The organism is Methanosarcina sp. KYL-1 (assembly GCF_024372725.1).
Classification (GTDB): Archaea; Halobacteriota; Methanosarcinia; order Methanosarcinales; family Methanosarcinaceae; genus Methanosarcina.
On the sequence record NZ_VOUA01000001.1, the window covers coordinates 178,237 to 199,164 of the forward strand.

The 20,928-nt window shown below is 51.5% G+C and carries 11 protein-coding genes; 6 read left to right on the forward strand and 5 right to left on the reverse strand.

All coding sequences use genetic code 11. From position 1 onward, the window contains the following. Positions 1-232 precede the first annotated feature (232 nt). Complete coding sequence (locus tag FTO70_RS00870; RefSeq protein WP_255333801.1) at positions 233-2,137, reverse strand: phosphoadenosine phosphosulfate reductase family protein; 1,905 nt, start codon at positions 2,135-2,137, stop codon at positions 233-235. Between the two features lie 140 nt (positions 2,138-2,277). Here FTO70_RS00870 and FTO70_RS00875 point away from each other — a divergent pair, with 140 nt between their 5' ends. Then, on the forward strand, positions 2,278-2,565 hold the full coding sequence (locus tag FTO70_RS00875; RefSeq protein WP_255333802.1) for a hypothetical protein: 288 nt from the start codon (positions 2,278-2,280) through the stop codon (positions 2,563-2,565). A gap of 96 nt (positions 2,566-2,661) precedes the next feature. Here the strand turns inward: FTO70_RS00875 and FTO70_RS00880 are convergent, their stop codons facing one another. Further along, a complete protein-coding gene (locus tag FTO70_RS00880) occupies positions 2,662-3,480 on the reverse strand; it encodes a Dna2/Cas4 domain-containing protein (protein ID WP_255333803.1) in 819 nt (272 codons plus the stop codon). A gap of 143 nt (positions 3,481-3,623) precedes the next feature. Here FTO70_RS00880 and FTO70_RS00885 point away from each other — a divergent pair, with 143 nt between their 5' ends. From FTO70_RS00885 to cyaB, 5 genes are all read left to right on the forward strand, one after another. After that, complete coding sequence (locus tag FTO70_RS00885; protein ID WP_255333804.1) at positions 3,624-4,364, forward strand: helix-turn-helix domain-containing protein; 741 nt, start codon at positions 3,624-3,626, stop codon at positions 4,362-4,364. A gap of 48 nt (positions 4,365-4,412) precedes the next feature. Next, entirely contained in the window at positions 4,413-5,462 is a 1,050-nt protein-coding gene (locus tag FTO70_RS00890) for a hydroxymethylglutaryl-CoA synthase (RefSeq protein WP_255333805.1), read from the forward strand. A gap of 16 nt (positions 5,463-5,478) precedes the next feature. Then, positions 5,479-6,651: a thiolase domain-containing protein gene (locus FTO70_RS00895; protein WP_255333806.1), complete on the forward strand. Its 1,173-nt coding sequence runs from the start codon at positions 5,479-5,481 to the stop codon at positions 6,649-6,651. A gap of 6 nt (positions 6,652-6,657) precedes the next feature. Further along, the gene (locus FTO70_RS00900; protein ID WP_255333807.1) at positions 6,658-7,056 is read left to right on the forward strand and encodes a Zn-ribbon domain-containing OB-fold protein; all 399 of its coding nucleotides are present in this window, start codon (positions 6,658-6,660) and stop codon (positions 7,054-7,056) included. A gap of 75 nt (positions 7,057-7,131) precedes the next feature. Continuing rightward, positions 7,132-7,665: a class IV adenylate cyclase gene (gene cyaB / locus FTO70_RS00905; RefSeq protein ID WP_255333810.1), complete on the forward strand. Its 534-nt coding sequence runs from the start codon at positions 7,132-7,134 to the stop codon at positions 7,663-7,665. Positions 7,666-7,729: 64 nt separating this feature from the next. Here the strand turns inward: cyaB and FTO70_RS00910 are convergent, their stop codons facing one another. The 3 genes from FTO70_RS00910 to FTO70_RS00920 all read right to left on the reverse strand — a co-directional run bounded on the left by FTO70_RS00910 (position 7,730) and on the right by FTO70_RS00920 (position 20,501). After that, positions 7,730-7,909 carry a hypothetical protein gene (locus FTO70_RS00910; protein WP_255333811.1) on the reverse strand — a complete coding sequence of 60 codons (180 nt, stop codon included), beginning with the start codon at positions 7,907-7,909 and terminating at the stop codon, positions 7,730-7,732. A gap of 797 nt (positions 7,910-8,706) precedes the next feature. Then, positions 8,707-9,690, reverse strand: coding sequence for a PKD domain-containing protein (locus FTO70_RS00915; protein ID WP_255333812.1), 984 nt, complete (start codon positions 9,688-9,690; stop codon positions 8,707-8,709). A 2-nt stretch (positions 9,691-9,692) separates the two neighbouring features. Next, positions 9,693-20,501 carry a transglutaminase-like domain-containing protein gene (locus FTO70_RS00920; RefSeq protein ID WP_255333813.1) on the reverse strand — a complete coding sequence of 3,603 codons (10,809 nt, stop codon included), beginning with the start codon at positions 20,499-20,501 and terminating at the stop codon, positions 9,693-9,695. Positions 20,502-20,928: the final 427 nt, after the last annotated feature.

Here is a 20,928-nt window from a genome sequence, read left to right on the forward strand (position 1 = left end):
TTTTGATTCTTTTTATTCCCTTTTGGTTCCTTTTTATTCTTTTTCAATCTTTTTCGATCTTTTTCGATCCTTTTTTGATTTCCTTTTTCTAAATTTTTCGGTCCCTTTTATTCTTGCTATTTCTAAACCCTCTCCCCCTGCCCACTCTCCTCCGGCTCCCTCTCTCCCAGCCCCCTCTTCGCCTTTTCTCTCTTTACCCTGTCCCTTCCGGCCCTGCCCCTTTTACTCCACCTTACATAAACTTCACGAGAGGGCACACCTCAATGCAATCCCCGCAGTGCACACAGTTCTCGCTAACAAAGGCCTTTCCATCTTTTACCTTTATTGCGTCGTGCCTGCAGTGGCCCACACAGACCCCGCAGCCCTGGCAGAGCAGTGCCCGCCTGACCGAGAGTTCCATCGTCCTCATGAGCTTTTTCAGCAGCTTTTCATCCTCGCTTCTTCCGTTTACGTTTCCTGAGGCAAAGACCTGGGCCCTGGATTCCCCCCGGACAACGGAAGCTGCACCTTCGATGAAAGATACCTTTCCGACGGGGTTCAACATCCCGCTCTCTTTTAAGGTTTCGATATCTATGGCCTGCCCGAAACTCCCGTCTGCGGAAATCCCTCCTGCCTTGCAGGGCCGATAACCCGTGGCAACCTCAAAGTGGAGTTCGTTTGGGGCGGCCTGGGTCGGGATCAGGGAAATCCCTTTCTTATCTGCAAGTTCCCGGAGAACCTGAGGATAGCGCTTGTAGCGCCAGAATCCGTATCTTACCCATTCAGGGGACAGCCCCACGCTCTCTGCGTAGGTGAGGAGGTGGGAATTGAGTTTCTTTGCAAGTTCGGGGTGGCTTTCTTCTAGCTGGAAAAAGTCGGCAAGAGAAGATGACGGGCAGAGCCAGCACCCCATCCGGTCATAGCCTTTCTCGTAAGCCGGGTTATAGGGGGCCTTTGTCCTGAAGAGGTAGAGCCAGACATGAAGGGCTGTCCACTCCTGGATCGGGGATGCACCAACCTGGTTTCCTACCCAGGGGTTTTTCCAGACCTTCTTGCTTATGGACCTGGCATGGGACTCGTACTGGCGCTGTCCGATAAAGCTCAGGCAGCCTCCCTCATAATTTTCGTCGATCAACCGGGTGATAGGCCCCAGTTTGCATATTTTGCAGCACCAGCGGGTATCCAGAGTAGGAGGGCCAAAGACCCCTATCGAGTCCCAAAAAGAGTCTCCTGCACCTGCAATCTTGAGGGATTTTCCGTAATAATCGACAACTTTTTTGACGTTTTCAAGGGTTTCCGGGAATTCCAACCCGGTATCGGCAAACATGATTTCGTAGTCTTCCAGAGCCTCGTCCACGAGCTGGAGCACAGCCAGGCTGTCCTTGCCTCCGGAATAAGACACGCTGACTTTCAGGTCCATGCTTCCAACAACGTTTTTGATGAAGGCGTGGGAATTTTTTATCATAATGTCCAGGACATTTTCATTAGCCCTGACTGCATCGTCCCAGCTCTGTCCTCCGGGGAGAGATTTCTCCGGCCTGGGCTCTTCGTTCCAGCGGGGTTTTACTGCATTGCCTCGCTGCTCCTCAACCATATCTTTCCCTGTCATCCGGGCGCGTCCGCAGCAGACTACTTCTCCGGCAGGGTTCAGGACAACAACCTCGTCTTCTTTCTGAATCTCCGGATCAGCCTCAAGGACTCCGGGGGCCAGGACGCTAGCTCCCTTTTTAAGGATGAAAGGCACGATTCCCTGGTCAATAACGACCCATTTCTTCAGCCCTTTCCTGTCCCTGCCCTGGAAAAGCCTCCTTGCTCCCTCAAGGCGGGGAAGAAGGACCCACTCACAGCTCTCGATTTCGAACCTGATGGAGGCCAGGACTTCCCCATCTGCGATAATCTCGTCCATCCTGTCTTCATAGGGAGCTTTGTTCAGCACCACAAGGTGCCCTTCGGGGATAAGGGGGGCGTTGAACTGTTTTTCAGAAACGGAATTTATGCGTTTTATATCGTAGTCAAAAGCCGGGCGGATGTCCCCGGGAGGGGTGACTTCTACTTTTCTGGTTTTTTTGCCGCACCCGCACTGTTTCCCGAGTACGGGCACATTGCAGGCCTCGCACCAGTGCAGGAGCATTTTGCCAAGGTATGCTGGTCTGGACATGTCACGCAGATTGAGAGAGGTCCACCTTTAAAAGGTTTTGGCTTTGGGGCCTGGTAAATACATAATAGTATCCACGTGTTGTATCCACGTAAATAGTATATATAATAAAAATCAGAATATGACGCATTAGGGGGAATTTCATGGTAGTTATAAAGGAAATCGATCCTGTCGCATACGGGAAGGTCCTTGCCATACTTTACGGGACTATGGGCCTGGTTTTTGGGGCTTTTACGACGGTTGCCGCTTTAATGGGGTTTTCGATGCCCGACACTTTAGGGATCTTTTCCCTTATCTTCGGTAAACTGGCCGTGCTTAGCCTGCCTATTTTTTACGGAGTTTCCGGCTATTTCATAGGGCTTATCACCGGCAGCCTTTATAATGCGATAGTGGGTTCGAAAAAGGGGTTAAGGATAGACCTGCTGCGCTGAACAGTTGCTTTCTTCAAGCTGCTTTCTTCAAGCTGTTTCCTTGTCTCCCTTCCCTGCTTCTTTGAGATACCTTACATTTAATTTCAGGAAGAGGCTTCAGAAGAACTTTGACATGAGGGAAGAGCCGGAGCCGCAGGGTTCCAGGAAGTTGCATTGTTTGCAGAGTTTGCCCTCTTTTCTTTCGGGCATGAAACCTGCTTTTATTTTCTCTACCCGCCTGCAGATTTTCAGGACTTCCCTCCGGTCCGTGCTTCGGATAATAACTTTCCTGACAAGGCCGAAAGCTGCATATTCCACGAAAGCAAAAGGTACTTCTTCCCCGGATTCGGCTTCCAGGAGAAGGACGAAGGCTGCGGCATGCAGGCGGTCGGAGGCCCAGACGCCCTGGATGGGGCAGCTTCCCGGTCTGATGACCGAGGGGACAAGTGCGCCTTCGAAACGGACCAGTTTGGAAGGGACACCTTTCAGGTTCAGCTTTCCGGAAGAAAGCAGGGGTTCGGTTTTGACCGGAGTCAGTGCCGCAAGCAGGGCATCTTTCCCATATTCTTCTGCTGCTTTGAGAAGGTTTGCCGTAATTTCCGGGATTTGGGCTCTTGCCCGCGCCGCACCCTCTACTAAAATGTCCTTCCCCGAGCTGGCAAATTCTCCGGGAAACAGGAGTGGAAGGTCTCTTTGGGCCTGGGTAAGGGCTGCCTCAAGTTCGCAGTGGAGGCTATCGGCGTTTAACGAACACTTATTCAGAATTTCAGAATAAGTTAGGGCAAGCTCTTTTAAAAGCATTCTTTCTATTCTGGAAGTACTCATTTCGGGAATCAGTTCAAAACCTCTGCTGACAAAGTATACCTGTCTCGGGCAGCCAGTGTACAGCAGAAGGTCGGAAACACTCATTTCCGGGTTCTGTGAATCGGCAGGCATAACATTCTAATTTATGTGGCGCATCTTATAAATAATTGAAGAAAGATCTCGGTTTAACCCGGGCCGGGAATAATCTGCGACAATTGCCGAAACCGCATTCGTTACATATATATGGGAATGTTTCATCTTAGGGTATGTAAGTCATGACATCCAATGAATCCTCAGAAAATCTTCGTAACCGCCTGGCGGAAAAAATGGCTGGAGAGATCACTCTCTCGGAAAAACCGGGTGAGTCATTGAAAAAATGGAGGTCGAATTTTGAGATCTCCCAGACCGACATTGCGAATTACCTCAAGGTTTCTCCCTCCGTTATCAGCGACTACGAAAGCGGAAGACGAAAGTCCCCCGGGACCCTTATCGTCCGGAAGATCGTGGAGTCCCTGCTGGAAATTGATATGGAGCGGGGAGGCAAAAAGATTCATGCCTACGAAACTATGTTAAGTGCTGAAAACAGCTCGAAATCCATTTATTCTACATACGAGTACACCATCCCCATACAACTTGCAAAACTTGTCAACCTTATCGAAGGAGACGTTATTTACAAAGGAGTGGAGAGGCCCCTTTACGGTTTCTCCGTCATTGACAGCCAGCGGGCAATCCTGGAGCTTTCCTCCCATGAGTTCCAGAAACTCTACGGCTGGAGTACGGACAGGGCCATGATCTTTACCCGGGTGAGCACAGGAAAATCACCCATGGTGGCTATCCGGGTGACCAACCTCAAACCCGGGGCCGTGGTGCTCCAGGGGCTCCGAAAAGAAGATGTCGAACCGGTTGCCGTCAAGATGGCAGAAGTCGACCGCATCCCCCTGATTGCAAGCACAATGGAACTTGACCAGATTATCCAATTGCTGAAAAAATACAGCCAATACCATGCGAGGGAATGACCCTCCCTGGAAATTTATTCCCTGAAATTTTCAAAAACAGGTGAAAACATGACTACTGGAATCGTATCATACGGTGCATATGTTCCGAGATACCGTATCAAGATCGAGGAAATCGCCCGGCTCTGGGGTGATGACGCAGAGGCCCTTAAAAACGGGCTTATGGTATACGAAAAGTCCGTTCCTGATGTCGATGAAGATGCGGCAACCATTGCAGTTGAAGCTGCAAGGTATGCTGTGGCAAGGAGCGGCGTTTCCCCCTCAAGAATCGGGGCGGTGTACACGGGTTCGGAAAGCCACCCCTATGCCGTAAAGCCTACGAGCACGATTGTTGCCCAGGCAATCGGTGCAACCCCTGAAATGACGGCTGCAGACTTTGAATTCGCCTGTAAAGCAGGGACAGCTGCCGTCCAGGCCTGTATGGGCCTTGTGGGTTCCGGGATGATCGACCTGGGCCTGGCAATCGGGGCGGACGTTTCCCAGGGAGCTCCCAGTGATGCCCTCGAATATACGGCCGCAGCAGGCGGGGTTGCTTTCCTGATCGGGAGAGAAGAGTCCGAACTTGCCGCAATCATTGAAGATACTTATTCTTTCACAACGGATACCCCTGACTTCTGGAGAAGGGAAGGGATGCCCTATCCCGAACACGGAGGGCGTTTCACAGGGGAGCCCGGGTACTTCAAGCATGTTCTGAATGGTGCCAGGGGCCTTATGGAAAAACTCGGGACAAAACCCGAAGACTACGATTATGCGGTATTCCACCAGCCAAACGGAAAGTTCCCCAGCAAAGCCGCAAAGATGCTCGGGTTTACCGGAGCCCAGATAAAGCCGGGGCTTGTGGTTCCTATGATCGGAAATACCTATTCCGGCTCCTGTATGATGGGACTTGCCGCAACCCTTGACCAGGCAAAGCCAGGGGACAGGATCTTTGCGACAGCTTTCGGGTCCGGGGCAGGGTCCGACGCCTTTAGCATAACGGTTACCGACAGGATCGAGGAGATCCGGAACAGGGCACCGACGGTTTCCGAACTGATAAAAGACCCTGTGTACATCGACTATGCAAGGTATGCCAAGCACAAAGGCAAGATACGCCTTGCCTGAAAACGGGGTGAGTATAATGAGAGACGTCGCAATTATCGGAGTAAAGAATACGAAGTTCGGGGAACTCTGGGAACGTTCCCTCAGGGATATCGTGGTAGAGGCCGGCATCGGAGCAATTGAAGATGCAGGCGTCAGTGGAAAAGATATCGATGCCCTTTATGTCGGGAACATGAGCGGAGGCCGCTTCGTTGAACAGGAACACATCGGGGCCCTTATCGCTGACTATTCAGGGCTTTCCAGGAACCTGCACGTACCCGCAACCAGGGTGGAAGCTGCCTGCGCTTCCGGCGGGCTTGCCCTGCGCCAGGCGATCATGTCGGTTGCCTCGGGCTACAGTGACATTGTGGTTGCTGCAGGGGCAGAAAAGATGACGGACGTAGGGTCCGAAGAAGCTTCTTCAGCCCTTGCGGCTGCAGCTGACCGGGAATGGGAAGGCATGGCAGGGGCAACTTTCCCCGGGCTTTATGCAATGATCGCAAGGTTGCACATGCACAAATACGGAACCACAAGCGAACAGCTTGCCGAGGTCGCGGTGAAGAACCACAGGCACGGCTGCTTAAACCCGATTGCCCAGTACAAGAACGAAATTACGGTGGACGATGTGCTTGGCTCGATCCTTGTGGCTGACCCGCTGCATATCTTTGACTGTTCTCCCATAACGGATGGGGCCTCGGCCCTTGTGCTGGCCCCTGCGGAGGTTGCCCACAAGTACACCGACACTCCCATTTACATCAGGGCAACAGCCCAGGCCAGCGACACCATTGCCCTTCACGACAGGCGGGACATAACAACCCTTGATGCCACGGTAATGGCTGCAAAGAGAGCCTATGGCATGGCAAAGCTGGGCCCTGAAGACATCGACCTCGTAGAAGTGCATGACTGTTTCACCATTGCCGAAATCTGCGCCATTGAAGACCTTGGCTTTGCAGAAAAAGGAAAGGGCGGAATTGTTACCTCCGAAGGGGAAACCGCAATAGGAGGCCGGATCCCCGTCAACACCTCCGGGGGCCTGAAAGCCTGCGGACACCCTGTGGGAGCAACAGGCATCAAACAGGCCGTAGAAGTTGTTACCCAGCTCCGCGGAGAAGCAGGAAAGCGCCAGGTGGACGGAGCAAAGTACGGGATGACCCACAACGTCGGAGGGTCAGGAGCAACGGCAGTAGTCCACATATTCTCAAGGGAGAGGTGATATCCGATGTCTTCCGTTCCAAGATTCTGGAGAAATCTCGGCAGCAGGTACAACCTTGAAGGCACCCGCTGCAAGGAATGCGGGGAATACTTCTACCCCCCGCGCAACGTGTGCGTAAACTGCAGGCGCCTGGGCCAGATCGAGTCCTATAAGTTCAAAGGGACTGGTGAAATCGTAACCTACACCCTGATCCGGACTGCCGCCGAGGGCTTCGAAAGCCAGGCTCCATATACCCTTGCAGTCATCAAGCTGGACGAGGGCCCGAGCCTGACCGCCCAGGTAGTGGGCGACCCCGACAAGATGCACATCGGGATGAGGGTCAGGTCCGTTTTCAGAAAGCTCGGAGAAGGCGGCGAACGCGGCATGATCTATTACGGCACCAAGTTCGTCCCTGCAGACAACTGATCTGGTCCGGGTTTTTCCGGATCTGTTTATGTAGATTACTTAAAATGCAGATTGAACTGGAGATGTCTGGAAACTATGATTGAAGTGGAAGTCAAGGTAAGAGCGGACCACTCAAAGGTCCTCCCTCTCCTTAAAAATATAGGAGCGGAAAAAATAACGGTGGAGGAGCAGTCCGATACTTACTTTGCAGCCCCCCACCGGGATTTCGCAAAAACTGACGAGGCGCTCAGGATCCGTTCCCTGGACGGCTCGGCCGTGCTGACCTACAAAGGTCCCAAACTTGACAGCGTCTCAAAGACCAGGGAAGAGTTTGAAACCCCTGTGAATGAAACCACTACCACAAAAATCCTTCATGCCCTGGGTTTCTCGGAAGCCGGAGCAGTCCGAAAAAAGAGGGACGTCTTCAGGGCCGGGGACATCACCGTTTGCCTTGATGCGGTAGAAGGGCTCGGGGAATTTCTCGAAGTGGAAATCGTGGTCGAGGACGATAGAAAACTTGAAAGTTCAAGGGCACAATTGTTCAAATTTTTAGAGCAGCTGGGAGTCGGAGAAGAAGATTCAATCCGGACTTCTTACCTGGAAATGGTGCTCGATAAAAAAGTAGTTTAATTTTAATTTAGAGGTTCAACTTTAGTTAACGGCCCAGTTTATCTGCAGATATTTTATCTGTTATTCATGCAGATATTTTATCTGTTTCTTCTCTGCTTACATCCTCTTCTATACTTACATCCTTCTCGATTTTTTTTGTTTTGCTTTTGTTTTTGCGGTTCGTAGAAATCCTGATGTATTGCTGGAAAGTCCCCCGTTTATGAGCGATTTTAACTCCAGTTTCAGGTAAAGGCATTATCTTCATATCGTTTCCGGGGCTCTCACCGCCCGCCTCGCAGGCGGCCTTTTCCAAATTCACTGAGAGAAATTGATTGAAAAATGAACTGGTGAAGAGGAAGCCTTTTACTTTTTATTTTGCATCCTGCTTTTGATATCCTGCTGTTATACTTCACTCAGTCGCTGCAGTGACCTTTTTAGTCACCCTGTCATTCTTTACTCAGTCATTGTAATAACTTTTTTAGTCACCCTGGTATACTTTATTCAGTCACTGTAATGACTTTTTTAGTCGTCTCGGTATACTTTATTCAGTCACTGTAATGACTTTTTTAGACATCCTCTCGTATTCTCTTCACCAATTTTGGACTATTTTTTGTCTCTCAATTTATTTTATGGAAATGCCGGTCGTCTTCGACGACCGGTGAGAGTTTCGGTACCTGAAAAGCAGATTGAAAACAGGTTTTCAGGGATCGGTGAAAAGGGAAATTACAGCTGCCCCGTCCTGATCAGTCCGGATTTTACAGTTCCTGCACTTCCCCGCATACGGTTTCAAACGGTCCCAATTACAACTTCAGCCCGGCTCCGCAGGACAGGGGGCAGCCTGCGTTTTTCCAGCCAGGAAGACATTATCGCGTTTTCAGCATAGATGTGACCGGAACCGGGCAACTCGTCTGGGCACTCAACGGGAAGGCTTCTGCGGGAGCGTACTGAATTAAAAGGTTAAAAACAGGTAACAGGTTAAAAACAAGTTTTTCTAAAATGTAAAAAAGAGAGGTTGAAATGCCGGAAAACTCCGGCAATTTCGATCTTTTTGAACTTTTTTTCTTAAATTCTTTTCCTTCCTCTAAACCCTGCAGCCAGCAAGAGCCCTAAAGCTGCAAAGCCCAGCTCAAATCCCGGAAGGCCTCTGTCCTCTTCTTTATCAGCCTCTTCTCCGGGGATTCCCTGTGTCCCGCTGTCTTCTGTTCCGGGCTTATCTTCCGGGACTATTACCTGCCCGCTTTCTCCGCTTTCGCTTTCTCCGCTCTCGCTTTCTTCTCCACCGCTTCCGGGCACTTTCGGGTTGACTGTGGCAAAGCCGGTGCCTTCTCCACTGCTTCTGCTTACGGTGCCATCTCCGCCGTCATCTCCGATGCCTCCGTCCCCGTCGCCTTCTGCGACGTTTATGATAATGCTCCGGGTACTTACGGCTCCCATTTCGTCTTCTGCGCTCACGTTGATACGGTGGACTCCTTCGGGCTCAAGGGCCAGGGAAAAGGATGTTCCGGTCCCGATCGTTCCGCTGACGTTTGAAGTCCAGATAACGCTTGTGTTCTGGCCTTCGGGGTCAAGCACATTGACGGAGAATTGGATCTCCTCACCGGGGGGGTAGGTCCCTCCGTTTTTCGGGGAAAGCAGCTTGATTACTGGAGGGTCGTTTACCTCTCCGTCAAAGTACTGGCTGCTGCTCTGGACCAGGGTCAGGTCCCCGTCCAGTTCGGCGAAAATATCATACCTGAGATAGTGCAGGCCGTCCATATCCGTGTAGAAGGGAATGGTAAAGTCTACCTGGTTTTTCCCGGTTTCAAGCGTAAAGTGGTGTGTTGAGTTTCCTACAAGCCTGTTTTCCGGGTTGTAGACCATCAGCTGTAGCTGGGCCGGCACATCATCGTTTGTGTCAAGCAGGAGATGGACGGTGATATTATCTCCCGAAAAGTAAGTCTCGTCTGCCGCAAGCGAAGGCGAAGCGGCTAAAAGGATAACGGCAAGGGATGCTGCAAAGAGCAGCCCTGCCGATTTAAAGAGTCCGTTTCTGCTGAACTTTAACATTTTTACTCACCTCCTTTTTCCAGCTCCACTTCCGCAGACACCACTATCAGTTCGAACCCGTGAATGTCCAGCAGGTATTCCCCGGTAGTGTCTCCGTAGGTGATATCGTAGCGATATACACCTGAGGGGATATTCGGCACGGTGAATTCAATCTTGGTATCACTCCCGATATCTCCTTCGTAGGAGAGCCCCGGGCCTTCTATTGTAAGGTGGTCGGCACGGGTTATGTTAGCGTACATGGTGACTTCCTCTCCAACATCATACGCCTGCTTTTCCGTGCTAACCCGGAGCCCGTTTATGTCCCTCCTGTCATGGATGTAATCGGAGTTGATGTAGAGGGACCTGCCTGAACTCTCTCCTCCTTCGGGGGCGTTCACGTAGACACTGATAAAGACCTTATTCTCGGTTTCAGGAATCGGGATGTCCACTGTGATAGTGCTGGTTTCCCCTCCTCCTACGGTGAAATAGCTCACGTTGTCATAGTCGAAGTACTTGGTCCGGCTGTAGAGGTCCAGAGGGTAATTTCCGTTGTTCGTAACCTGCATGGTGAGGGTTGCAGTCTCTCCCGGGAGGTAGGCCCGCTGGTCCAGCCAGGAATTGACCGTCACATTGGCGCCTTCCAGGTAGAACCGTGTCTCATTTTGCTCTTCTCCTTCAAGGCCGTAGTACACGGAATAGTACCCTTCGGGCAGGTCGTCAGGGGCTTTGAAGGGGAAGGAGAAGACATGGTTTTCTCCGGAATCGACCCATGAGGAGATTGATCCCTCGTAGATCCCGGGGATTTCCATGTTCACCGCAGTCTTTCCGCCAACAGAACCCGTGTTTGAGACGGTAAAGTTATAGGTTGTGTTTTCTCCGAGTCCCAGGCTCATCCTGTTTGCAGGGTCGGGAGTGAGGCTGAATTCCGGAGTTTCCACCGTGAAATTGCCTCCAGCCCTTTCCAGGACCTCTCCGGCTTCCAGCAGGTCCACAGTTACGTTGTAGTTTCCTGCAGGCAGGTTGAGCAGGGATATCCCGTACTCAAAGCTCCCGTTCTCCAGGGCTGAGAGGTTTACGGGGTACTCCTGGGAAAAGAAGTCCGTATAGATCTCCAGGGAACCGTTAAAGGGCAGCTGCGGATGCATGTTGCTGACGTTTACTGTCAGGTCCACACTTCCGGCTTCAACCTCCAGTCCGACAAGGTCCATTGCTGCTGTGTCTTTGACCTCGAAGGGTACGGCCTCAAATTCAATGGGTATATCCGCACTTGCTTCAAGGACGTAGCTGCCTTTTCCGAGGTTAAAGGTCAGGGTATCGTTTACGCTCTGGTTGATTCCCAGGGAATAGGTCCTGGTCTCGTTTACCGTTTCGTTGACCGCAAAGCTGGCAGTAAACTCGGTGTTGTACTTGCCGGTGTTAGTAATGTTCAGCGGGACCTCAACCGTGCCGGGCCCGTACATGAGCAGGCACTCGCTGTCAATCGAGGCGCTTTCCCCGAACTCGACGAACTTTGTCAGCCGCTCGGTCAGGTCGCCTGTGACGCTGACATCAATAGTCGTGTTCCCGCTGATTGTCGTTTCAAATTCCAGGGCCCTGGAAGTCCCGGGTGCCAGGGAAAGGGTCAGGGAATCCGTCTCAAGGCTCAGGTTGTTGATTTCAATCCCAAGCTCTGCCGTTACGTTTCCGGGGTTTGTGGCGGTCAGCCCGACTATGAAGGGGTCCCGGTTTGCCAGGTCAGGGGCTGTAAGGTTTACCTGTACTTGTGGGGCTTCTACCGTTATGTCCTTGCTCACACTTGCACTTTCCACGGCTGCAGTGATGGTATAGGTCCCGGGTTCTGAGTATGAGGTTGATTCCTCGAACCTCTCGCTTTCAAACGGCAGAATTTCGAAACTCTGACGGTCAAACTCTCCTCCGTCCCTGAGCAGTACAAGCTCGCTTCCCAGGGGTGCCCGGGCGTTGTTTGATACCGAGCTTACAATGGAAACCGTTTCTCCGGGCCTGTAATACTCTTTGTTGGTGGTCATTGCAAGTGAATAGTCCCTTGCGTAGACGTCCACAGAGTCTGTCACAGTGCCGGTCTTCTGGTTATAATCCGTCACTGCTTCTACTTCAAATGTAAGCTGGCCTTCCTTTTCCGCAAGGTAACTGCCTGTCCAGCTAAGGGTAGTGGTCTCTCCGGAGCTTTCCGCGGAGAAGTCATCCAGGCTAACGCTTTCATCCATTACGAGCTGCATTCCCTCGCCGTTGACGGAAGCAATCCAGCCGTTTCCGTACAGGAGCAGGGAATCTTTTCCGGCCTCCATACTCGGGGTCCAGGTGTCTTCCGGGATCAGGCTGCTCTCAAAATCGAACCAGCTGTTTCCTGTCAGGATTTTTATCTTTTCTGCATAATTGAATTCTCCTTCCTGCTCCGATACCTGCGCATACAGGCAGTCCCCGACGGAAACCAGGTTCCAGGCATTCATGCCTGTTTCCTCATTATAATTCCCGGTGTCGGGATCGTACCTGAAAAGCTTCCAGTCATCGCTTAAAGTTGCGATCCAGTATGCTTCTTCATTGTATGCAAGTTCGCGAACTCCCGAAAGCCCGGTATTGTATGTACGGCTGGAATCCAGCTCGTAGTCATACTCGTAAATGATCCCGTCTGCACACAGGACTGCAGCAAGTTCCCCGGATTCCGTAAAGTCCATTGGGTTATATATCTCCGGGACATTAACGGCTGATACGGAAACTCCATCTCCGGTGCTGTATACCGAAACCCCGCCGTAGTAGGAAAGGACCCACAAATCTTCATTGCAGCTCTCGATCCTGAATGGGCCGCTTTCATCATAGTCGCTGTTGCTTGCATTAAACACTGCAACTTCTTTGGATTCCTTATCTACGCGGAGGAGGTCGTCTCCACTTATGAGCCAGATGTAGTCGGATGTAAGGGCTGTACTGGCAATGTCGACAGATACAGGTGCCTGTATTTCGGTCCAGGTGCCTGATGCAATGTCGTAAATGCTCAGGAGCTTCCCGGTTGCACTCACGATACAGGTTTCGTCTCCTGCCGGTGTTCCGTATTCTCCAAAGGAATTTAACGGCACACGGACCGAGGCCCCTTCCGCCTCGTTAAAGGCGAATAACCCGCTGTAGAGGCTGAACCACACTGCAGAACTGCCCTGGGCCAGGGCCATTATGCTTTCTCCTCCCGTATCGGTTTCAAGCCCCGAAAGGGTTTTTGAGGCTGCTTCGTACCTGAGCACTTTTCCTTCGAAAGTCATGCCGTCTATCGAATAGAAGAGGATGCTTCCACCATAGGCGCTTGCTGCTGCCACATAGGAGAATGTTTCGTTTTCATTAAACTCGTAATCCGTTGAGACGCTGCCGCCGGCTGCATCTCTGCTGCCGATTCCTGCATCGGTTATGAAGTAGACATAAGTTCCGTCCGAAACTGCTGCCGGCACGCTGTCGGAAGGCAAGCCGTCCGAGCTGTCGTAAGTATCCCAGCCCGTATCCGTTAAGCTGTGGCATTCGTAATTATACACTGTTTCCCAGAGTTCGTCGTTCCAGTAAGAGGCGTCTACGATGAAGAGCACTTCGTCCGGTAACACCAGGATATCATTTACGCTTCCGGAAAGCGGGCTGTTTTCGGAATTATAATAGGTTACGGTTTCATCGCCGCCGTAACCGTAGGATACCGCACCTTCCCAGCCGTTGGGCATGTAGATCTTCTGGTTGGAACTATCCACCCTCATAAGGCCGCTTCCAAATTCTCCATGTTGCTCCCATTCGAATTCACTTTCCTCGCTCTCCATTTCAAGCACTGTCGTAAGCTGCCCGGTGTCCGGGTCGTAGCTATAAACCGTATCTTCGCTCAGGACCCAGAGGAAGCCTCCATTGATGTCCAGGGCCGAAATCTTCATAGAGGCAAGCTCTTCGTTTTCGACAGGGGTGATTCCACCTTCAGGTGTTTCCTTAAAGAGGCCGCCATTTGTGCCTATCAGGACCTCGTCTCCGAAGCGGACAATCGAGTTGATGGGGTACCTGCTGTAGAGGAGCAGGCCCTCCGAGTCCTCTGTGTTTTCTTCCATATAGGCCTGGATGGAGACATTGCCTGCCGGGACGCCCCCTGCAGCCGTAAGGACTGCGGTGTACCGGACGGTGTCATTTTCCAGATAGGCCTGGCTCTCAGTGCTGATTTCCGGCGTCAGGGTAATGCCTTCTATGTGGACATCGGAAACAGTGGAGCTTTCAGTCCCGCTGCTCAGGTCCTTTGCTTTTACGCGGAAAACGTATGTGCCGGAGAAAATGCCTTCAGGGACTATAAGGTCCAGTAAAACGGACTCGTCAGTAATTTCCCCTGAAGGCTTAAACATAGCCGTGCTGTTGACAGCGTTGTTCCTCCCGTCCTGGAGGGTGAGTGTGAAGTTCCAGTCCGAAGAATAGATGCCGCTGATTTCGGCCTCGATCGTTTCCCCCTGCAGGAATTCCCTGCTGTTCAGGTTCAGCACAAGGCTCGGGTCGGGCACGTACACGAAAGCTGAAACACTTTCTTTTTCCCCGCTCTGGTCTTCAATGCTGAAGAGAATCTGATAATCCCCGCTCCGGACAGACGTTGGGACGGTCAGGCTGAAAATTTCCGAACCGCCGACAGGTACGGAAGCCGTACCGTTAGTGGTGGCAATATCCCCGGTCTCGTTGGAGAGCACCAGGTCGTAACTGCCGCTTAAGGGGACAATTCCCGTATTGTTGACTGAGACGTTGATCGCTTCCCCGCGTCCCGCGCTGAAGGTGTCCACGCTCTGTCTGTATTCGAGCCCTTTGACAGAAATCGTCTTTGAATAATCCAGTGTCCTGCCGGTGTTTTCTTCTTCACATTTCGCTTTCAGGACGTATATGCCGCTGTTCAGGGTCCCCGGGAGCGCAAAGTAAAGGGTTGAAACTTCCCCCTCTGCTATTGAAGCCTGCCGGGTTCCGAGGTCAATGCCGTCAAAGGTTATACTGATATTGGAATCGGCGTCAATTCCACCGGTATTGCTTATTTTGAGTCCCAGGTAATCCCCTGCATCATACTCTTCGTTCTCAACCCTTATGTCAAGTTCAAGCCCCTCGATTCCGACTGTGTAGAAGCCGTACTTCACAAAGTTAAGTGAGCTGTTAGAGTACTCTATGTAGAGGGAGTAGGCTCCGGAAGGTAGGTCGGAAGAGAGCGGGATTTCCACGATTTCCTCCTGCCCTGCCCCTACGGAGACATTTTCTTTCACATACTCACGGGAGCCAGTGTAAGAACTTAACCTTACGGTCAGGTCTCCCGTGATCCCCACTCCTGTACTGTTCAGACGTATGGGTATGGTCCCGTCAGCTTCGAAACTGTCTCCTATCGGCTCAATGCCTATTTCAAACCCTTCCACATGCACCGGGACGGTGCAGGCCGATATCTTTTCGGTCCCCAGGTTTCTCACCACTGCCTGCAGGGTGTAGTTTCCGGTCCGGACCATAGGTACGGGGAGTTCCAGGGTAAGGGTTTCGTTTGCACTTATGCTGGCATATGCCCTTTTATTCTGGCTTATGAAGTTCAGGGTATAGTAGGTGCTTGTATCTGCAGGCCCAAAGTTTGTGATATTGAACGTCAGGTTTCCGCCTGCGACAGCGTTCAGGGCCGGGTCTATTTCGAGTTTTGAGTTTGCCATCCGGTAATAGTATTGCCTGTCCTTCACGGTGTATGCGGAAGGTTCGGTTTCCGGGTCGACGTTTAACTCCAGGTCAATGTGTCCGGCGGTCTGGCAGGAACCCACAGGAATTTCATAGCTGATGACTTTTTGTTCATTGGGTTCCAGGTGCACCGTGCCGGTCTTAAAGAAGCCCAGGCCGGGGTCAGGGAAAGAACTTATGTCTACCGTCAGGTCTACTGCAGCGTTTCCGTTGGATAGGGAAAGGGTAAAGGTTTCGTTCTTGTCCTGTTCAAAGACCGAAGACGAGAGATAACTGGACACTCTCAGGTCATAATTAAGGTAGACTTCTTTCCTGTCAAGGGTATTTTCCCCCTCTGAAAGGGTGTACGTAATTTCATATATGCCGAACCCTGGCTTTCCGAAAAGTACCGGGACATTCACTTCTTTTTCTTCCCCTGCTCCTAGCTGTACGGGTGTGCTGCTGCTGTATTGCAGGGTTCCGTCAGGCCCGGTGCAGTTTGTAACAAGGGTCAGGTTTTCGGCCGGAGTCTTTTCCAGGTTTTCGACTCTCACGGTCATATTGCTTGTGCCGTTGAAAATAAGGGGTTGATTGCTCTTTGCCGGATAAAGGTTCACTACCCGTTCCTTGGTGGTGATGTAGAGAGAACCTGTCCCGAGCCTGCTCTCTCCGTTTGTAACTTCCACGACAAAGTTATACGTCCCTTCCTTTTCCGGCGTGAATTCAATGCTGCCGGTGTAAGGGGTGCCCGAGAGAATTTCTGTTTTCACGTACCGGGATTCCAGGAGATTTGAACTTGAGTCGAAGAGTTTTGCTGCAACGGCGGTCCCATTTACGTCCCCGTTTGTACTTCTGACTGTGAAGTTGAGCTCATTTGTAGTATTCACCTTAAAGGTGCTCGGACAGTCAAACTCAATTTCCAGGCTTGGGTCAAAGCAGTAGATCCCCAGGGTGGAAGCCCCTATTTCTCTCCCTTCACTGTTGTAGAGCTGGGACCAGAAACGGTCGTAGCTCCTTACGTTTTCGAGCAAGTGGTTGAACGAGGTACTGCCCTCTGCAGGCACTGTAACGGTTTTTTCAAGGTTGTACCAGGAGCCGTCAGCTCCTACTCCGTACTGCGGGTCACCTTCGATCCATCCGTGGTGCGGGAAGCAGTACTTTAAAGTAACATCTTTGTCCGTGTCTCCATTGTTCCAGATTGTGACCGTAAAGACCGCATCGCTCCCGTAGGCAAAATGGTCGTTTGTGGAACTTATGCTGTATGTGATTTCCGGGGTAGTGCTGTACCCGTTATTGGAAGATATGTACTTCCCGATAGCAACCTTTCTGGCGTCATATTCGGTGTATGCCGTGTCGCTTTCGTTTTCCAGGACGTAGTCCAGCGCCCAGATCCCGAGGGTCTCGCCCTGTCGGGGTCCGCAGGCAAAGTTCAGCTCCGTGCTGGCGCCGGGCTCCAGGGCCGGGTCCAGGTCCATGCTGTCTTCAACCTTAAGGTTCCCGAGGGGGTCCGTAAAAGCAAAGGTCACTTTTGTGGCCGGGAACTCTCCTTTATTGCTTATGTTCACCGGGATGTCAATACTGTTCGTTTCGAGCATCGCCTCCACGGCATCCGGGTCTTCAGCCCAGGTCAGGATGTCCCGTACCAGGAGTTCACCCTGCAGGGTCGAAGCCCCGTCAAAGTAGGCCCAGTCGTCATATACGGAAGTTGCAAGCACTTTGCCTTTGTAGTAGTCGTAGGCCAGCATTGCGGGCATGCTGTTCTTGTTCCGCTTGAGGATGATTGTGGAGTTTTCCGGATAGGACGTGAAATACCCGTCAATGTTCACGGTAAGGGTTGGGGTGGGCTGGCCCGAAACTACAGGGTGGTATTCGCTGATGCTTGCGGCGTTGTACAGGCAACTCTGGTCTTCCTGCCATCCAGTTCCTCCGAGCGCCCTTGTGCCGTTATGGGGCAGCATGTTAAACTCGTAGCCGTGCTGCTGGGCCATGACGACAAGGGTCCCACCCTCTGCAACGTATTCCGCAAGTTTGTCCCTTATCAGGGCCGAAGAATCGAGTCCGTAGAGGGACCCGGAGGGCAGGAAGAGCACGGGAGTGTCGTGTACAAGCTCCTGCGTGTCGGCTGCGGCAAAGTCCTGTACCCTCATCAGGCGGACCGGTATACCCCTGTTTTCCACCATGGCTTTTGCGGAGGCATAGAAGCCTTTCTGGAGCATCAGCACGTCGGGGGCAAGTTCGAGTTCTTCCTTAATCGTATCATAATTTTTTACGATGGTTGTGTAAACATCAGCCTGGGAAGCACTTAGGTCATAGAGGCTTTCCTGCTGCTCACTGTCTGTGTAATCGCCGATCTCTTCCATATCAAGCTGCCCGAGGCGGTACTCGTTAAGGTGGACAGCGTTAGTATAACCTTTCTTGTAAGCGTTCCTGATCAGCAGGCTGGTCACATCAGCATTCCGGAGTTTGGAACTGGCCACGCTGAATGTGTCGTCCGGGTGGTCCCCTCCGGGGCTTGAAGGCTCTTCAGGGTCGTCATCTGGTTCGAGCTCTTCATCCAGGTCCAGCTCTTCATCCAGGTCCGGTTCATCTGCTTCTTCCTCATCTCCGGGGAAATCGTCGTCTCCTCCGTCATCTCCCCCATCATCTCCCCCATCATCTCCCCCATCATCTCCCCCATCATCTCCCCCGTCATCTCCTCCGTCGTCTCCCCCGTCATCTCCTGTGTTATCCCCCTCTTCCTTGTCTTTGTCCAGGTCGATGTCTTCCTTTTCTTTTACTTCCTCTTTCTTCTGTTCGAGCTCCTCTTTCTTCTCTATGAGCTCTTCCTTCTTCTTCTCCAGTTCCTCCTTTGTAACCTGTTCTTTCTTTTCTTTCAGTTTTTCCTGGATCTCTTTGTATTCCTGCTGGGATTTTTCGTAATCCGCTTTGGCGTCATAGATATCAATGACGGTTTTTCCAAGTTCCGTCAGGCGGTCGGCTGTAAAGGCAGTTACAATCACAAGCCCGGCGGTTGCTGCAGCAGTTACCCCTACAGCGGCTCCTGGGAGTACAGTTGTAACCACGTATCCTGCTGCGTTGACTGCTCCTACCACTGCGGTCTTTGCGACCCGGGCAATAGTGGATCCGGTTCCGTTAATCGCTTCTCCCACGGTGCTGATCACTCCCGTGGCAACCCCGGCAATCTTGCCTCCGGTGTCTGCGATGACTTTTGCAGTGCCTTTCACAACCGTACTGGCAGCCGAAATCCCTGCTTCAAGCCCGGTCTTGAGAGTGTCAAGCCAGCCCCAGCCCCTGCCGTCGGGGCCGTAGTATGAAGACGCTCCCGTCTCAGGGTCAAAGACGATGAAAACGCTGCCTGTAAAGTTCCCCACCGTTACTTCGTCGCGAGGGATAATTACGGAATATCCAGAGTCTACGGCGCTTTTTACGATCGTCTTCTGGCTTTCAGAGATGTTGAGGGAAGTTTCTTTTTCTGCCCAGTTCGAGCTGTCAAGGGTGTAAATTGGAATTCCGGCTTCTCCTGCCATCCTTATGATCTCGGAAGTGGAGTAGGACGTTACCTCGTAGCTGAGAGAGAGCATGCTCTTTTCCATGGAAGAGGCAGTCATCCCCCTGGTGAACAGGAAGGCATAGGATTTTGCAGAGTCTCCGTCCTTTGATGTCGGGTTGATTATGTCCCGCACGATGTCCGTGTACACCCCGTTCATCTGGACACTCCGGGAACCTTCGCTTTCCCTTACGTCAAGCTCGGTACCGACAATCATGGCAGAGGGGTGCCTGGTGTAGACGACGTCCGTGGCTTCTGCGGCAATGGAGTTGTACAGGCCGTAGTTCCCCCAGAAGGTAAGGGCCTGCAGGTTCAGGAGTTCCCCGTAGAGTTCGTCTTTTGTGACGTTGAAATAGTCCAGTTCCAGCAGGTCGCTGGTGACTTCGTAACGTTTGACCCTCTCGTTCATGTGAGCGATCGAAACAGGCTGCAGGGCCAGGCCGATTACGAAGTAAGCTCCCGTGTGCAGGGTTCGGGTGTAAGAGTCAACCTGCCCGCCGGGAGCGATAAAGCTGAGTTCCAGTTGCTGCTCCGAGCCCAGAGGCTCCGGGGTTCCTGCAGCTTTTACGGCTCCGTCCACTCTCAGGAGGGCGGACATGTTGAGGTTGAGAGCGTTGAGTTCGCTTAAGTTTTCGGAACTGTTGAGGTAGTCGGCTTCTTCTCCCGTACTGGGCTCATAGAAAACCGAGAGTCTTTTTCCTGCAATTTCGGCAGTGTTCAGGGTGAGGTCGATACCTGAAAGCTGTATCCTCAGTTTGTGGTTGAAGACCTCGGGGAGGTCAGCGTATTCCCCGTGGACCCTGACAACCGTGTAAGGAAGAGCTTCGGGAAGGGTATAGTAATCGTTATACGGCACAATCTCCTTTGAGCCGAAGATTTCACTGTTAGTAGTGTTTGCGTATTCCGTATTGAGGAGAGTCCTGAAGTCGTCTGCCATCCGGGTATAGGAGCTGTCCAGGCCTGAGACGTTTATCTCTGTGACTTCGTCCCCGGAGCTTTCCACATTGTCCTCCAGCATGGAGGAGTAATAGTCGGAGTCTGCGGCAAGGGCTTCAAGGTCCATACCTTCCGTGTAATCGTACTGTTTGAAAGAAGGGTCAAGTTCAACCCACTCCCCGTCCACATAGGTTTCCACCCAGATGTGGTCGAACTGCACCCCGCCGGAAACGGCCTGTGCGGAAATCCCGTTCCTGTGCAGCATCTCCACGATAACGCTTTCGTTTTCGACCCCGAAATAGTTCTTTGCCTGCTCGGTATCGAGTTCAATCGTACCGTATACATAGCGAGCCGGGATATCCGAAGCCCTGAGGAGGCTGATTGCCAGGGATGCCTGGTCGGCATCGTTTCCTGCCCTGTCCATATAGGTCAGATGTGCCCCTTTCATGGAACCAAAATAAGGTACGTACTCAAAGTAATTGTGAACAAAAGAGTATATGATCGCAGGATCATACTGGTTTTTTTCTGCCGAGTTCAGGACGTCAATGCTCGGGTATGTGGCAAAATAGAAGTTAAGGTCCGCATCTGAAGGGCCGTTGTCCTGGGATTCGTATGAGGGGACAATGGATGCTGGTGGGGGTGTTTCCGCTCCGTAGTCGATCGAACGATGCATCAGCTTTAGTTTAGTTTCCTCACCTGAACTCTCTGATAAGCTCGGTAGTGGTTTGTTCTCAACAATCGCAGGTGCGGCACCTGCGAAGTTTGATGTCAATATCAGACATATAAGCATTATACTTATGATTTTACCTGCATTCTTCATTTTTTTCCTACCTTATAACCTTATTTTGGTCTAATTGGGCGAGATATAGGTCAAATATCATTAATTATGTATGCATGTAGTCTTTTTATGTTTCAATACTATATGAATTAATTCACACTGATCTTTTGCATTTTTCTTTCTTTTATTAATCAGGTAATATTATACTTATTCTATTTATCTTATTTAATTTGGTGTTTTTTTACTAAATAAAAAAAGTATTTTTTCAGGTAGTAACAGCGTTTACAGGTAACATTATTTCAACTCAAAATATAATGCATTT

What these genes read in the sequence shown, in the direction of transcription:
- FTO70_RS00870 (WP_255333801.1), bottom strand. Translation starts at nt 2,137, where the DNA reads ATGTCCAGACCAGCATACCTTGGCAAAATGCTCCTGCACTGGTGCGAG.
- FTO70_RS00875 (WP_255333802.1), top strand. Translation starts at nt 2,278, where the DNA reads ATGGTAGTTATAAAGGAAATCGATCCTGTCGCATACGGGAAGGTCCTT.
- FTO70_RS00880 (WP_255333803.1), bottom strand. Translation starts at nt 3,480, where the DNA reads ATGCCTGCCGATTCACAGAACCCGGAAATGAGTGTTTCCGACCTTCTG.
- FTO70_RS00885 (WP_255333804.1), top strand. Translation starts at nt 3,624, where the DNA reads ATGACATCCAATGAATCCTCAGAAAATCTTCGTAACCGCCTGGCGGAA.
- FTO70_RS00890 (WP_255333805.1), top strand. Translation starts at nt 4,413, where the DNA reads ATGACTACTGGAATCGTATCATACGGTGCATATGTTCCGAGATACCGT.
- FTO70_RS00895 (WP_255333806.1), top strand. Translation starts at nt 5,479, where the DNA reads ATGAGAGACGTCGCAATTATCGGAGTAAAGAATACGAAGTTCGGGGAA.
- FTO70_RS00900 (WP_255333807.1), top strand. Translation starts at nt 6,658, where the DNA reads ATGTCTTCCGTTCCAAGATTCTGGAGAAATCTCGGCAGCAGGTACAAC.
- cyaB (WP_255333810.1), top strand. Translation starts at nt 7,132, where the DNA reads ATGATTGAAGTGGAAGTCAAGGTAAGAGCGGACCACTCAAAGGTCCTC.
- FTO70_RS00910 (WP_255333811.1), bottom strand. Translation starts at nt 7,909, where the DNA reads ATGAAGATAATGCCTTTACCTGAAACTGGAGTTAAAATCGCTCATAAA.
- FTO70_RS00915 (WP_255333812.1), bottom strand. Translation starts at nt 9,690, where the DNA reads ATGTTAAAGTTCAGCAGAAACGGACTCTTTAAATCGGCAGGGCTGCTC.
- FTO70_RS00920 (WP_255333813.1), bottom strand. Translation starts at nt 20,501, where the DNA reads ATGCATCGTTCGATCGACTACGGAGCGGAAACACCCCCACCAGCATCC.